Raw genomic sequence first — 12935 nt, forward strand, 5'->3', positions numbered from 1 at the left:
GATCCCGCCCAGGTCCTTGTACCGGGCCGGGAACCGGTCCGCTATCCGGGCCGGTCGTCCGGACTCTCGGGGGCGAGGTCCGGCATCAGGTAACCGACGCCGCGCAGGGTGCGGAGGTATCCCGCGCCGCCGGGCAGACCGGCCAGCCGGGACCGGAGCCGGTAGACGGTGGACTTGACCACGTCCCGGCCGCCGATCAGGTCGGTCGTCCCCCACACCTCCCGGAGCAGGTCCTGCCAGGACTGCGGCACGCCACGCCGCGCGGCGAGGTGGGCCAGCAGCTTGAATTCCGTGTACGGCAGGTCGAGCCGCCGGTCGGCCAGCACGGCGCTCTGACTGGTCAGGTCGATCACCAGCTGCCCGACCCGGATCGCGGAGCCGGGAACGCGGCGGCGGCGCACCAGCGCCTGGGCCCGGAGCGCCACCTCGCGCGGATGGAACGGCTTCGTCACGTAGTCGTCGGCGCCGTGCTCCAGACCGCTGATCACGTCGTCGGGCTGGGCGAGCGCGGTGAGCAGCATGATCGGCACCTCGGACCGGGCCCGGATCCGCTGGCACAGGGTCAGCCCGTCCATCGCCGGCATCAGGACGTCCAGCACCACCAGGTCGACCGGGCGGGACCGCAGCAGGTGCAGCGCCGTCGCGCCGTCGTTCGCGGTGAGCACCGTGAAGCCCTGGGTCTGCAGGGCGAACTCGATGATGATCGTCATCTGCGGTTCGTCGTCGACGACCAGCGCGGTCGGGCCGGCACCCCGGGCCGCTCGCTGCCCCGCCGGGCCGGTCACGACGGGCTTCCGGTCGGCGCGCCGCAGGGCAGGGTGAGCAGGAAGGTGGTTCCGCGTCGCGATGCGGTGTGCACCATGATCTCGCCTCCGTGCAGCTCCACGATGGTCTTGGTGATGACCAGGCCGAGGCCGGTCCCGTCGGCCAGCGGACGACCGGTGGCGAACCGGTGGAACAACCGGTGCCGTTCCTCCCGCGTCATCCCCGCGCCGTCGTCGGTGACGTACACGGCAACGCCGGTGTCGATCGGGGTCACCCGGACGTCGATGCTGCCACCGGTCGTGGTGAACCGGCTGGCGTTGGAGAGCAGGTTGGTGATCGCCTGGGCCAGCAGCATCGGATCGGCCGGGATCCTCGGCATCACCTGCGGCGTGTCCAGGCTGATCCGCTGCTGGCGCTGTGCGCAGAGCGACCGCATCGCGGTGACCACGTCCCGGGCGACCACCGACACGTCGACCCGTTCGAGCCGGGGTACGAACAGGCCCGCCTCGATCTTGGCTTGGATCAGCAGGCTCTCGCAGAGCCCGATGACCTGGGTGGACTGGTGGTCGAGCACCTGGAGGAACCGATCCTGCGCCGGGGTCAGCGGGCCCGGCGTACCCTCGCGGAGCAGTTCGACCGCGCCTCTGATCATGCTCAGCGGGGTACGCAGCTCGTGGCTGAGCGACGTCACCTGGTCCGCCCGCCGCTGGACCAGCTCCTCCAGTTGGGCCAACTCGGCGCTGCGCGCGGCACCCGTCCGGCGGGTGCGCAGGGCCATCAGCCCCGCACCGGCGAGCCCACCGCCGAGCGCGGCGATCGTCAGCAACCACATCGGTCCCACCCGTCAGCCTGCGGCCCGGTCGATCCAGCGTATGCCCGAACCCGCCGTCCCGGCCCACGGCTCACCCCGGGCGCAGCTCGGCGGAGTACGCGGCGATCGGCGTACCGTCGGCGCCGAACGCGGTCAGGCGGCCGTGTGAGAGGTTCGCCGACCGGAACGAGAAGTGCCACTGTCCCGGATAGACCGGCAACAGCGGGATGGTCCGGGCGGCCCCTCCGGGAGCGGACTGGTATTCGAGCCGACTGACGGTGGCGTCGACGATTCCGTTGACCCGGACCTTGGTCTTCTCTGCGGTGACGCCGAAGGTGATCGGCGCACCGCCCGAGAACTCGGCACAGTCGACCTCACCGCGACAGACGAAGAAGTACCGGGGATTGTCGACGTCGGCCAGGCTGTACGCCTTGAAGGTCGGATCGGCGCCGGCCGGCAGTGGCTGCACGGCGAAGAAGGCCACCGTCGCCACGGCGGCGGTGCCGACCCGCAGCCATCCCCGGGCGTTCGAGGTACGCCGGCCGGCGGCGACCACCGCCACCGTGATCCCGCCGAATCCGGCCAGGCAGACCGTTACCGCCGCGAGTGTCCGGGAGTTCTCGAACAGGAACTGTAGTCCCGGGGTCATCGAGATCCGGCTGAGCAGGACGCCGAGGGACAGCACCATCACACCGAGCAGCACGACCCCGGCGACCCGCCGGGCCACTCCGTACGCCCCGATCAGGAGCATCGCGGCCAGCACCGGCCAGATCTGGTGGTGGGTCCAGGAGACCGGCGAGGCCGCCACCGTGGCGCAGCCGACCAGCACGGCCGCGTGGGCCGGCTGCCCGGACAGGTGCAGTTGCCGGGCCCGCAGCAGTGCCGTGCCGCAGACGACCAGGACGAGCGCGGCCCAGAGCAGCGGGAACGTCTCGCCGGCCACGCCGACCCGCAGCAGCATGCCGTGCAGGGACTGGTTTCCCAGCGAGGCGAGGTCGCCGACCCGGGAGGTGTTCAGGAACGTCCCGGTCCAGAACGTCCAACTGTCGGCGGGCAGCACGGCGGCACCGAGCACGGCGCAGGCGACGAACGCCGCGATGGCCCGGCCGGCGTCGCGGTATCTCCGGGACAGCAGGAAGAAGACCACGAACAGCAGCGGGGTCAGCTTGATCGCGGCGGCGATCCCGATCAGCACCCCCCGGTAGCGGGCCGGGGTCAGCCCCATGCCGTCGACCAGCGCCAGTAGCACGATGAAGACGCTGACCTGCCCGAACCGCAGGTTGCTCTGGGCCGGCGCGGAGAGCATCAGCGCGCAGGCGATGGCGGCGACGGCGACGGGGCGCCGGTGCTGGGCCACGGTGACCGCCCGGCCCACCGCCACGGCGATGACGGCGATCGCCGCGCAGGTCAGCATCAGCCAGGTCAGTTGGACGAGCCACTCCGGTACGGCACCGATCGGAAAGAGCACCAGGGCCGCGAAGGGCGGATAGGTGAACGGGCCGCCGTTCTCGGCGACGAAGTCGTACAGCGGCTGGCCGGTCTGGAGGTGGCGGATGGCCCCGTAGTAGATGTGCAGGTCGGACAGGCGTTCCCAATCGGGTCGGCGCAGCACCAGCACCGAGGAGACGATCGCGATCATCCCGAAGGCGGACCACACCGCCGCCGCCCTGCGATCCACCATCTTGACCATCCCGCGAGTCTAGGAGCCGGATTCGGGGTGCGACCGGTTCCACCGGTGGCCGGTCGCCTCGGAGCCGGGCCGGCAAGCGCCATCCTCCTAGACTGGTGCCCACGTCGAAACGTGGGCGCCGTCGGCCTGGGGCGGACGACCAGTCAGCAGCCGTACCCCGGAGAGGATGCCACCCGATGAGCCTCGACGCCGCCGACCAGCACCGCCGCGCCGTCACCTTCCAGCGGTTGCACGAGGGGCCGACCTTCGTGATCCCCAACCCCTGGGACGCCGGCAGTGCGCGGGTGCTGACCCAGTTGGGTTTCCCCGCGCTCGCCACCACCAGCGGCGGCCTCGCCTTCGCGCTCGGTCGCCGCGACGGGGCGGGGTTGGTCAGCCGGGCCGAGACGCTGGAGAACATCCGGGCCATCGCCGGGGCGACCCCGCTACCAGTGGCGGCGGACCTGGAGAGCGGCTTCGGCGACTCGCCGGACGACGTCGCCGACACCATCCGGCTGGCCGCCGAGGCCGGCGCCGTCGGCGGGTCGGTCGAGGACGCCACCGGGGATCCCGCCGCTCCCATCCTGCCGTTGCCGGAGGCGGTACGCCGGGTCGAGGCGGCCGTGGCCGCGGCCCGCGCCCTTCCGTTCCCGTTCACCCTGGCCGCGCGGGCGGAGAACTTCCTCTACGGCCGGCCGGACCTGTCCGACACCATCCGCCGGCTGCGGGCCTACGAGGCGGCCGGCGCCGACGTGCTGTACGCGCCCGGGTTGCCCGATCTCGACGCGGTCCGCTCGGTCTGCGCGGCGGTGGGCAGGCCGGTGAACGCGCTGGCCGGAGGCTCGCCCGCGGTGACGGTGGCGATGCTCGCCGACTGCGGCGTACGTCGGGTGAGCGTCGGCTCGGCGTTGGCCAGGGCGGCACTGAGTGCGTTCGTCGACGCGGCCCGGGAGATCCACGAGACGGGCACCTTCCGGTTCGGCAAGGACGTGCTGGGCTACGCCCAGGTCAACCGCCTCTGGCCGGACCGCCCCCGATAGGTCCCGAAACCGCGTCGCCGCGGCTGTGGTCGCACCGTTCTGTCGGTGCCCGTGGGCATACTGACCGGCAGCCATCGACGACGCATGTTCCGATCGGAGGGATGATCATGACAGCCTTGCTCGCCATCGGCACCAGTAAGGGACTCTTCCTCGCCACCAGCGGTGATGACCGCAGGAGTTGGCAGGTCAGCGGGCCGCACTTCCCGATGACCGGCGTGTACGCGGTCGCCATCGACAAGCGGCGGGCGGCGCCCCGGCTGCTCGCCGGCGTCACCAGCTCACATTTCGGCCCGAGCGTGGCCACCAGTGACGATCTGGGCGCGTCCTGGCAGGAGCCGGCGGAGGCGCCGCTGGCCTTCCCGTCCGGCACCGGCGCCAGCCTGGAACGGGTCTGGCAGCTCTCCCCCGGCACGGCGGACGAGCCGGACGTGGTCTACGCCGGCACCCAGCCGTCGGCCCTCTTCCGGTCGGTCGACGGCGGGATCCACTACGAGATGATCCGCCCGCTGTGGGACCATCCGCACCGCAAGCAGTGGGATGCCGGCTTCGGCGGCCAGGCGGTGCACACCGTGCTCCCGCACCCGGCCGATCCGGCGCAGGTCCTGGTGGCCATGTCGACCGGCGGGGTCTACCGCACCGGTGACTCCGGCGCGTCCTGGCGACCGCAGAACACGGGAATCCGCGCCTACTTCCTGCCGGACGAGTGGCCCGAGTTCGGCCAGTGCGTGCACAAGGTCGCCCGGGACGCCGGTGACCCCGAGTTGCTCTACGCGCAGAATCATCACGGCGTCTACCGGTCCCGCGACGGCGGCGTCACCTGGGAGTCGATCGCCGACGGCCTGCCGAGCGACTTCGGGTTCGCGATGGTCGCCCATCCGCACCGGAGCGGCACCATCTTCACCTTCCCACTGGTGGCGGACGGTGAGCGCTTTCCCGTCGACCGGCGATGCCGGGTGTTCCGCTCCACCGACGCGGGTACGACCTGGGAGCCGTTGACCAACGGACTGCCGACCGAGCCGTACTACCCGGTGGTGCTGCGCGACGCGATGTGCGTCGACGATCTCGACCCGGCCGGCGTCTACTTCGGCACCCGGTCCGGCGAGGTCTACGCCAGCGGGGACGAGGGCGACTCGTGGTCGCTGGTCGCCGCCCACCTTCCCGACGTGCTCTGCGTCCGAGCCGCGCAGGTGTGAGGTGGTCACCATACTCGTGCCCGGCGCGCTGCGGACCGACTCGGGCGGCGCCGGCCGGCTGACCGTCGATACGGCGGGCACCCTGCGCGCCGTACTCGACGCGATGGATCTGCACTGGCCCCGGCTGACCCGGCGGATCCGGGACGAACAGGGCGAGTTGCGCCGCTACATCAACGTGTACGTCGACGGCGAGGACTGCCGGCAGTCCGGTGGTCTCGACACCCCGGTCGGTAAGGATGCGGAGGTCCAGGTCATTCCCTCGGTCGCTGGCGGCTGACCGGCACCCGGGCGGGTTCGGGCTGTCCGCCGACTCGGGGTGCGAACGGCCGTCGGTCGGCCTACCGTGGTGATTGTTGGTCAACATCTTCCTGGTGTTGGCTGGCGGTTGGTTGTCCTCGGCCAGGGGCGGGCGTGGGATGGGACGGCGGCCCGGTCCGGGCCGGCGGCCGGAGACGTGACCGGAGTCTTCCGTGGGATCCCCGCACGCGTCGCTCGATGTCTTCGTTGTGGAGGCTTTCCATGTCCGACTGGCGTTCGCGCGCCCTGCGTCCCGCGAAGCGGGCTCTGCGCCGCTCGCAGGACCGGTATCCGCAGTCGCCACCGGAACTCTCCATGGACCCGCGCGGCGGCGAGCCGGAGAAGGCCCCGCCGGCGGAGGAGAGCGTGGTCACCTCGGCGATCTACCGGGACGGCCAGCGGGTGGACGGTCCGCCCAACCTCGCGGAGACCTGCCAGCGGCTGCGGGATCAGCCGGGCACGATGGCGTGGATCGGGTTGTACCGGCCGACCGAGGCGCAACTGCTCACCGTGGCCGAGGAGTTCGGGCTGCACGAGCTGGCCATCGAGGACGCCATCGTCGCGCACCAGCGCCCCAAGCTCGAACGGTACGGCGACACCCTCTTCGTGGTGCTCCGGGCCGCCCGCTACCTCGACGAGTCGGAGGAGGTGGACTTCGGCGAGGTACACATCTTCGTCGGCGCGAACTTCGTGCTGACCGTACGGCACGGCCAGGCTCCCGACCTGACCGCCGTACGGCGACGGATGGAGAACGACCCCGACCTGCTGCGCCTCGGTCCGGAAGCGGTGCTGTACGCGGTCCTGGACAGCGTGGTCGACGGGTACGCCCCGGTGGTCGGCGGGTTGCAGAACGACATCGACGAGATCGAGACCGAGGTCTTCGGCGGCGATCCCCGGGTGAGCCGCCGGATCTACGAACTCTCCCGTGAGGTGATCGAGTTCCAGCGGGCGACCCGGCCGCTGCTCGACATCCTGTCGGGCCTGACGGCCGGGTTCGAGAAGTACGGCACCGACGAGGAGCTGCGGCGCTACCTCGGCGACGTGGCCGACCACGCCACCACCGCCTCGGAGCGGGTGAACGAGTTCCGACTGATCCTGGCGGACATCCTCACCCTGAACGCCACGCTGGTCTCGCAGTCGCAGAACGAAGAGGTCAAGAGCCTGACCCAGGCCAGCTACACCCAGAACGAGGAGATCAAGAGAATCTCCGCCTGGGCGGCGATCCTGTTCGCCCCGACGGTGATCGGCACCGTGTACGGGATGAACTTCGACCACATACCCGAGCTGCACTGGACCCTCGGCTACCCGTTCGCGCTGTTCCTGATGCTGCTGGTCTGTAGCACCCTGTTCATCCTCTTCAAGCGCCGCGACTGGTTGTGACCGGTCGGGCGGCACGACCTACAGCCACTTGTTGCGCCGGAAGCCCCGGTGCATCGCGACCGCGCCGACCAGCATCACCACCAGCACCACCCAGAAGCCGTACGGTGCCTTCAGCCCCGGTATGGCCTCGAAGTTCATCCCGTAGATCCCGGCGATGAAGGTCTGCACCGCGAAGATCGCCGCCCAGGCGGCTATCTTGCGCATGTCGTTGTTCTGGTCGACCGACACCTGGGCCAGCCGCGCCTGGAGGATCGAGTTCAGCAGGTCGTCGTAGGCGGTGACCCGTTCCACCGTACGGACCAGCACGCTGTTGACGTCCCGGAAGTACCGGACGACCGGCCTCGGCAGTTCCCGGTCGTCGAGCAGTTCGGCGAACGGGCGCTGGAGCGGCGCCACCGCCCGCTTGAACTCCATCAGTTCCCGCTTGAGCTGGTAGATGTGCGCGATCCGCTCCCGGCCCCGCACGGCGGCGAAGACCTGCTCCTCCACCGCGTCGATGTCGGCCTCCACGGCGGCGGCCACCTGGACGTACGAGCCGATGAGCTGGTCGCAGACCGCGTGGGCGACCGCCCACGGGCCGAGTGCCAGCAGGGTGGGCCGGGCCTCCAGGTCGGCCCGGACCGGCCCCAGCGCACCCGGCGCGCCGTGCCGCACGGTGATCACGAACCGGGGGCCGACGAACACGGTCACCGACCCGGTCTCCACCACCTCGGACGTCTCGGTCAGCTCCGAGTGCTCGACGTACCGGGTGGTGCGCAGCACGATGACCGTCACCTGGTCGTACCGCTCGACGGCGGGCCGGTGATCACGGTTGTGCGCGTGCCCGGCGACCAGGTCGTCCAGCCCGAACGTCCGGGCGATCGGCGCGAAGTCCTGCTCCGTCGGCTCGTGCAGCCCCAGCCAGACGAAGCCCCGACCCCGGCGCGCCGCCGCCAGCGCCTCACGGTAGTCGGGCCGCCCCGGCATCCGGCGGCCGTCGACGTACGTCGCGCAGTCCACGACGCATTCCGCGTTCTGGCTGTTCTGCCCCGGGGTGTACGCGGGCAGCCCGTCGACGTTGAACATCCGGGCCATCACCCGGCGTACCGGCTCGGCCCACCGGGTGCGTGTACCGCCGAAACCAGTGTTCCGCTCGTACCCCGTCATCCCCGGATGCCCCTTCCCGCGCGCGGTCACTGGCGTGCATCGAACCATCCGCCGGCCACCCGTCCGGTCCCGGGTCCAGCGCCCTGGTGAGGTTTCACACCGGTTGGCCCATCGGCGGGTGGCCCGAGCTAAACTTGATCATTAGGCGGCGCCGGCACGCGACCGCCCCGGACGAGAGCGCTGCCGTACCCGGCCCAGCAAAGACGGCGCGCAGAAAATCATGACTCCTGTCGATCTGATCGAGGTCGGCGGCTCGCTGCTGATCCTCTCGGCCTTCGCCGCCGCCCAGACCCGCCGACTCTCCCCGCACTCCGTGCGCTACCTGCTGCTCAACATCGTCGGTTCGGCCGTGCTGGCGGTGATCGCACTCCTGCACCAGTCGTGGGGATTCCTGCTGCTGGAGGGAAGTTGGGCGATCATCTCCACCGCCTCGCTGCTCCGGATGGCACGCCGGGACGACGGGGCCGCGACCCGGACCGCCGGAGGCCAACGGCCGGATTCGCCTGCTGGGTGACGTCACGGGCGGTTACGTTGACCTCGACAGGATCGCCGCCGGGCCGTCGGAGGGAAGCGCGATGGCGAACGCCGTTCCGGATCCGTCGACGGTAACCATCGGGCTCCGTACGGCCGCGCACGTCGGGATCTCCGTCGCCGATCTGGACCGCTCGGTCGCCTTCTACCAGGTGCTCACCGGGGTGGAACCGGTGGTGCGCGACGAGACGATGCACGGTGCCGGGTTCGCCCGTTCCCAGGGCCTGGCCAGCACCCGGTTGCGGTACGCCACCTTCCGACTCAGCAACCTCGGGATCGACCTGATCCAGTTTCTGGAGCCGGCCGGTCAGCCGGCGGAGCTGGCCGCGAACCGGCCCGGCTCGATGCACCTCTGCTTCGAGGTCGACGACCTGTCGGCGGTGTACGACCGGATGCGCAACGCCGGACTGGACTTCCTCGGCCCGCCGTACACCTTCACGGCCCAGGAGGTGTCGCCGCCGGAAGCGGCCGGCACCGAGGTCGCCTACTTCAACGACCCGGACGGAACCAACCTCGAACTCATCGCGCCGAAGGGCGGGTTCGCCCGCCCCGGCTGAGCCGCCGGGTTGATCGGACAGCGCGGCGTCGTCGTGCGCTGTTCGGCGCTACGGCCGGCGGGCCACCTCGACGACAAACGCGCGCCAGGCGTTCGGCCCGAAGGTCAGGGCCGGTCCCCGCTGATCCTTGCTGTCCCGGACCAGCACCCGGCCCGGCAGGTTGTCGGCCACCTCGATACAGGCGCCGCCGTTGCTGTTGCTCCTCGTCGCCTTCCGCCAGCTCGGGGTCATAGCTCGCTCGCCATCCTCACGATCAGGTCCCGGGACATGTCTCGGGGAAGTGCCACCGAGCGTATCGCGTCCCAGACCCGCACCATCGCGGCAACCTGGTCCGGATCGGCGATCACCCGCCCCGCCGCCTGGTCTTCGAGGTACGCCGTCTCACCCCCACCGGGCAGCGCCGCCAGGATCAGCGGTCCGGTCTGTCCGACGTACAGACCGGCGGATCGCGGTACGACGTGGATGAAGATCCGTTGTCGGGTCGACCACTCGGCCAGTTTCTCCAGTTGGGGCTTCATCAGCGTCGGCGACCCGCGCATCAGCCCCAGTTCGTCGATGATGAAGGTGCAGACCGGGGGCTTCTCCCGGTCGAACACGGCTGCCTGGCGCTGCATCCGAAGCGCAAGACCGTCCTCTGCCTCCTCGGGACTGAGCAGGCCCGAGTTGAGCACCGCCCGCGCGTACTCCTCGGTCTGGAGCAGCCCGGGAACGTAGTTGGGTTCGTGCCATCGGAGCGAAACGGCCTCAAGCTCGATCTCCGGCCACGCCTGGAACCACTCCGGTGGCAGAGCCTTCCGGGCGTCGGTCGCCAACTCCTGGATCAGGTCTCCGGAGCCGAACACCTCGTCCAGATTTTTCGCCGTGTCCGGCATCGGCACGAGCCGGGCCGTCTCGAACTTGGCGATGAGCGACGTGCTGACCCTCAGGCGTTCGGCAAGCCGCTCCTGAGTTACCCCGTGAGTCGACCGCAGGACCTTGATGATTTTCGGAAGACCAGTGTTCCTCATTTATTACCGGACCTTTCTCGCCCGGGTCGAATTGTTCCCGGACGCGCCACGTAAGTGCCTGACCTCGAAATATCGAGCGCTGTACCCGGCCCATCTTCCGCTGTTCCTAAGATCAGCTCCAGAGTGGAGATCGGCGGATTCGAGACGGTCCACGCGTCGTATGGCACTTTCCGAAAGCGCATCCGGGACCAATCGGCGGCCTCATGCATAATGCATCGGGAGGGCGTCACCACACCTGAGATGTCGCCGAAAGCCGTGGATTCAGTCCAACCCCCGGAGCGCGCGACGGCGGACGCCGCGTACCAGCAGGTAGCCGACCATCCAGAACTCGCCCACGTGCGCGGGCACCGCGAGAATTTCGGCGACGACTCGTGCCTCGGGAGCGAGGTACACGATGAACGCGCCGAGCAGATAGCCGACGCCGCCTCCGATGAGCGCCCAGCCCAGCGGCCGGGGCATCCACCCCGAGCGGAGCACGCAGAAGCCCATGGGGACGAGCCACAGGCCGAAGAACATCCCTCCCACGCCCCACAGGTTGCCGCTCATCAGGTACAGGAGGTAGACGGTTGCCGGCGCGTCGCCGACCGGGTCGAACGCGACCTCGACCGCCGTCGCCAGGAACGCCGCGCTGCTGAGGCCCAGGACCGCGTTGACCAGGCCGAAGGCGGCGATGCTGCCGGCGGCAAAGGCCTCCACGGTGCGGAACAGGCGGTAGAACCAGATGGCGGTGAGCGCCTGGGTGAGGACCATGAGCATTTCCAGCACGACCCCGGTGCGCGCGAGCGACTCGTTCCCGACCAGGTGCGCCAGCGTCGCACCGGGATCGTCGGCCGCGAAAAGTCGCGGCCGGATGACCAGATATCCAAGCACGGCCACGATGGCCATACCGAGATAGAACAGCCCGGTAATACGGGCGGTGCGGACCAGCTCGGCCGGGCTGGCGATCCGGACGGGGCATTGAGAGGTGGACATGGTTCTCTCCTGTTCTCGGGTGTGCAGGAGGATGGCCGCGAGGCAGTGTCCTCGCGCGCCGGTGGTAGTGGTGTAGCGGTCAGTCCTCGGTGTCGGGGTACTGGAAGACGTCGTCGAGCGGCACCCCGAACACTCGGGCGATCTGGAAGGCCGCCTCCAGTGACGGCGAGTAGCGCCCCTGCTCGACGGCGATGATGGTCTGGCGGGTTACGCCGATGCGGTCGGCCAACTCCGCCTGCGTCATCTCCCCATGGGCGAACCGCAGGGCTCGGATCGAGTTGGTGACCCTGGTGGGCTTGGCCATGGTCAGAAGCCCCGCCGGTACGCGACGATCTTCACGACCGACGAGGTGAGGGCCGCCAGGACGAACGCGAGGTAGAGCGCGTTGGCGATCCAGAACTGGTCGATCCTCGCCATCGCCAGGCCGAGCGGAACGATCGCGGCGACGCTCATGACGTAGAACCCGACGTGCTCGCCCCGCCGGTTGATCTGCCGGTCGCGCTCGTCGGTCCTGCCGGCCTCCCTCGGCGAAATGATCGCGGCCGTGATGTTCAGGACGATGTTCGCGCCGATCCCGACCCCGATCGCGGTGAACATCGGCCACACGTAGCCGATCGTCGCGACGTCCGTTCCCGGGACCTTCGACAGGACAGTCGCGAAGTAGACCAGGGGTACGACGACCGCCACCAAGGCGTAGATCCACGACTGCTTCTCTTCGGAGGACATGCCCGCTCCCATGTAAAACAAGTTTGACACTAGGAATGTAAAGCAACGCTGACACGGTGTCAATAAATCTTTACTCCGCCAGCGACGCGGGGCTGGTCAGCGACGGTTGCCGAGGCGCGGGGCCTGGCGGAGGTCCACCCGTATCGAGCCGCTCGGCTTCCGCCTCTGGAATTGAGGATGCGCAGGCATGGCCGATTCGATACCAATGTCGCTATGCCCGAGCTGAGTCCGCCCACCGTACGGGTGCATCGATCGTTCGTTGCCGCCATGGCCGAGTTCCGCGCCGAAGGACGCGGTAGCTCCGGCGATGACACCATGATCGGGGCTGAACTGCGCGAGTTCGGGAGCCGCTGGGCGGTACCTGAGGACTTCGCCGCGTACGTCGACTGGTTGCGGTCCCAAGCCCTGGAGGATTCACCCCGACCTGACGGCTACGTGCCGTCGACCAGCCTGTGGTGGATCCAGGATGACGATTACCTCGGCCGCCTCGCGATCCGGCACCGCTTGACCCCTCACTTGCGCGAGGCCGGCGGCCACATCGGCTACGACGTGCGGCCATCGGCGCGGCGTCGGGGCCATGCCACCGCGATGCTGCGCGCCGCGTTGCCGGTGGCACACGGCCTGGGCATCGAGTCCGCGTTGCTGACCTGCGACGTAGACAACGTCGCATCCCGCAAGGTGATCGAGGCCAACGGTGGCGTCTTCGAGGATCAACGCGGCGGGATGTTGCGATTCTGGGTACCGACCGCCTGACCGAGGACTGCCGGTGCGATGGGCAGCGAAAGCTCGAGGCCGCCCATCGCACCGGTCAGGTCGTACCAGCTCGTCAGAGCACGCCGGT

16 protein-coding genes are annotated in these 12935 nt (G+C 69.8%); 7 read left to right on the forward strand and 9 right to left on the reverse strand.

The window, feature by feature from the left end; all coding sequences use genetic code 11:
* Positions 1-41: 41 nt before the first annotated feature.
* The 3 genes from ACFP2T_RS34560 to ACFP2T_RS34570 all read right to left on the reverse strand — a co-directional run bounded on the left by ACFP2T_RS34560 (position 42) and on the right by ACFP2T_RS34570 (position 3266).
* Entirely contained in the window at positions 42-785 is a 744-nt protein-coding gene (locus ACFP2T_RS34560) for a response regulator transcription factor (RefSeq protein ID WP_377429317.1), read from the reverse strand.
* Positions 782-1597, reverse strand: coding sequence for a sensor histidine kinase (locus tag ACFP2T_RS34565; protein ID WP_377429319.1), 816 nt, complete (start codon positions 1595-1597; stop codon positions 782-784). The genes ACFP2T_RS34560 and ACFP2T_RS34565 overlap by 4 nt, the downstream gene beginning before the upstream one ends.
* Positions 1598-1667: 70 nt before the next feature.
* A complete protein-coding gene (locus tag ACFP2T_RS34570) occupies positions 1668-3266 on the reverse strand; it encodes a glycosyltransferase 87 family protein (RefSeq protein WP_377429321.1) in 1599 nt (532 codons plus the stop codon).
* Positions 3267-3442: 176 nt separating this feature from the next.
* Between ACFP2T_RS34570 and ACFP2T_RS34575 the strand changes: the two genes are divergently transcribed.
* From ACFP2T_RS34575 to ACFP2T_RS34590, 4 genes are all read left to right on the forward strand, one after another.
* On the forward strand, positions 3443-4285 hold the full coding sequence (locus tag ACFP2T_RS34575; protein ID WP_377429323.1) for an isocitrate lyase/PEP mutase family protein: 843 nt from the start codon (positions 3443-3445) through the stop codon (positions 4283-4285).
* Positions 4286-4392: 107 nt separating this feature from the next.
* A complete protein-coding gene (locus tag ACFP2T_RS34580; RefSeq protein ID WP_377429325.1) occupies positions 4393-5478 on the forward strand; it encodes a WD40/YVTN/BNR-like repeat-containing protein in 1086 nt (361 codons plus the stop codon).
* Position 5479: 1 nt separating this feature from the next.
* Positions 5480-5755 (forward strand): MoaD/ThiS family protein, encoded by a 276-nt coding sequence (locus ACFP2T_RS34585; protein ID WP_377429326.1) that lies wholly within the window; start codon positions 5480-5482, stop codon positions 5753-5755.
* A gap of 242 nt (positions 5756-5997) precedes the next feature.
* On the forward strand, positions 5998-7155 hold the full coding sequence (locus ACFP2T_RS34590) for a magnesium and cobalt transport protein CorA (protein ID WP_377429328.1): 1158 nt from the start codon (positions 5998-6000) through the stop codon (positions 7153-7155).
* A gap of 18 nt (positions 7156-7173) precedes the next feature.
* On the opposite strand, the gene ACFP2T_RS34595 is transcribed toward ACFP2T_RS34590, so the two are convergent.
* Positions 7174-8301, reverse strand: coding sequence for a magnesium and cobalt transport protein CorA (locus ACFP2T_RS34595; RefSeq protein WP_377429330.1), 1128 nt, complete (start codon positions 8299-8301; stop codon positions 7174-7176).
* Between the two features lie 220 nt (positions 8302-8521).
* Here ACFP2T_RS34595 and ACFP2T_RS34600 point away from each other — a divergent pair, with 220 nt between their 5' ends.
* Together ACFP2T_RS34600 and ACFP2T_RS34605 are read left to right on the forward strand one after the other, a co-directional pair.
* Entirely contained in the window at positions 8522-8815 is a 294-nt protein-coding gene (locus ACFP2T_RS34600) for a CBU_0592 family membrane protein (RefSeq protein WP_377429332.1), read from the forward strand.
* 61 nt (positions 8816-8876) lie between these two features.
* The gene (locus tag ACFP2T_RS34605) at positions 8877-9389 is read left to right on the forward strand and encodes a VOC family protein (RefSeq protein WP_377429334.1); all 513 of its coding nucleotides are present in this window, start codon (positions 8877-8879) and stop codon (positions 9387-9389) included.
* Positions 9390-9437: 48 nt separating this feature from the next.
* Here ACFP2T_RS34605 and ACFP2T_RS34610 read toward each other — a convergent pair whose 3' ends face one another.
* The 5 genes from ACFP2T_RS34610 to ACFP2T_RS34630 all read right to left on the reverse strand — a co-directional run bounded on the left by ACFP2T_RS34610 (position 9438) and on the right by ACFP2T_RS34630 (position 12094).
* A complete protein-coding gene (locus ACFP2T_RS34610) occupies positions 9438-9620 on the reverse strand; it encodes a DUF397 domain-containing protein (protein ID WP_377429336.1) in 183 nt (60 codons plus the stop codon).
* Positions 9617-10396, reverse strand: a complete 780-nt coding sequence (locus ACFP2T_RS34615) for a helix-turn-helix domain-containing protein (RefSeq protein WP_377429337.1) — start codon at positions 10394-10396, stop codon at positions 9617-9619. Before ACFP2T_RS34615 ends, ACFP2T_RS34610 begins: the two co-directional genes overlap by 4 nt.
* 261 nt (positions 10397-10657) lie before the next feature.
* Complete coding sequence (locus ACFP2T_RS34620; RefSeq protein ID WP_377429339.1) at positions 10658-11368, reverse strand: DUF4386 domain-containing protein; 711 nt, start codon at positions 11366-11368, stop codon at positions 10658-10660.
* A 79-nt stretch (positions 11369-11447) separates the two neighbouring features.
* Positions 11448-11672, reverse strand: coding sequence for a helix-turn-helix transcriptional regulator (locus ACFP2T_RS34625; RefSeq protein WP_377429341.1), 225 nt, complete (start codon positions 11670-11672; stop codon positions 11448-11450).
* A gap of 2 nt (positions 11673-11674) precedes the next feature.
* Positions 11675-12094 (reverse strand): hypothetical protein, encoded by a 420-nt coding sequence (locus ACFP2T_RS34630; RefSeq protein ID WP_377429342.1) that lies wholly within the window; start codon positions 12092-12094, stop codon positions 11675-11677.
* 213 nt (positions 12095-12307) lie between these two features.
* Between ACFP2T_RS34630 and ACFP2T_RS34635 the strand changes: the two genes are divergently transcribed.
* The gene (locus ACFP2T_RS34635) at positions 12308-12847 is read left to right on the forward strand and encodes a GNAT family N-acetyltransferase (protein WP_377429388.1); all 540 of its coding nucleotides are present in this window, start codon (positions 12308-12310) and stop codon (positions 12845-12847) included.
* Positions 12848-12935 lie beyond the last annotated feature (88 nt).

The sequence above is a fragment of the Plantactinospora solaniradicis genome, assembly GCF_042658085.1.
GTDB classification, from domain to species: Bacteria; Actinomycetota; Actinomycetes; order Mycobacteriales; family Micromonosporaceae; genus Plantactinospora; species Plantactinospora solaniradicis.

What these genes read in the sequence shown, in the direction of transcription:
- ACFP2T_RS34565 (WP_377429319.1), bottom strand. Translation starts at nt 1,597, where the DNA reads ATGTGGTTGCTGACGATCGCCGCGCTCGGCGGTGGGCTCGCCGGTGCG.
- ACFP2T_RS34570 (WP_377429321.1), bottom strand. Translation starts at nt 3,266, where the DNA reads ATGGTCAAGATGGTGGATCGCAGGGCGGCGGCGGTGTGGTCCGCCTTC.
- ACFP2T_RS34575 (WP_377429323.1), top strand. Translation starts at nt 3,443, where the DNA reads ATGAGCCTCGACGCCGCCGACCAGCACCGCCGCGCCGTCACCTTCCAG.
- ACFP2T_RS34580 (WP_377429325.1), top strand. Translation starts at nt 4,393, where the DNA reads ATGACAGCCTTGCTCGCCATCGGCACCAGTAAGGGACTCTTCCTCGCC.
- ACFP2T_RS34590 (WP_377429328.1), top strand. Translation starts at nt 5,998, where the DNA reads ATGTCCGACTGGCGTTCGCGCGCCCTGCGTCCCGCGAAGCGGGCTCTG.
- ACFP2T_RS34595 (WP_377429330.1), bottom strand. Translation starts at nt 8,301, where the DNA reads ATGACGGGGTACGAGCGGAACACTGGTTTCGGCGGTACACGCACCCGG.
- ACFP2T_RS34600 (WP_377429332.1), top strand. Translation starts at nt 8,522, where the DNA reads ATGACTCCTGTCGATCTGATCGAGGTCGGCGGCTCGCTGCTGATCCTC.
- ACFP2T_RS34605 (WP_377429334.1), top strand. Translation starts at nt 8,877, where the DNA reads ATGGCGAACGCCGTTCCGGATCCGTCGACGGTAACCATCGGGCTCCGT.
- ACFP2T_RS34610 (WP_377429336.1), bottom strand. Translation starts at nt 9,620, where the DNA reads ATGACCCCGAGCTGGCGGAAGGCGACGAGGAGCAACAGCAACGGCGGC.
- ACFP2T_RS34615 (WP_377429337.1), bottom strand. Translation starts at nt 10,396, where the DNA reads ATGAGGAACACTGGTCTTCCGAAAATCATCAAGGTCCTGCGGTCGACT.
- ACFP2T_RS34620 (WP_377429339.1), bottom strand. Translation starts at nt 11,368, where the DNA reads ATGTCCACCTCTCAATGCCCCGTCCGGATCGCCAGCCCGGCCGAGCTG.
- ACFP2T_RS34625 (WP_377429341.1), bottom strand. Translation starts at nt 11,672, where the DNA reads ATGGCCAAGCCCACCAGGGTCACCAACTCGATCCGAGCCCTGCGGTTC.
- ACFP2T_RS34630 (WP_377429342.1), bottom strand. Translation starts at nt 12,094, where the DNA reads ATGTCCTCCGAAGAGAAGCAGTCGTGGATCTACGCCTTGGTGGCGGTC.
- ACFP2T_RS34635 (WP_377429388.1), top strand. Translation starts at nt 12,308, where the DNA reads ATGCCCGAGCTGAGTCCGCCCACCGTACGGGTGCATCGATCGTTCGTT.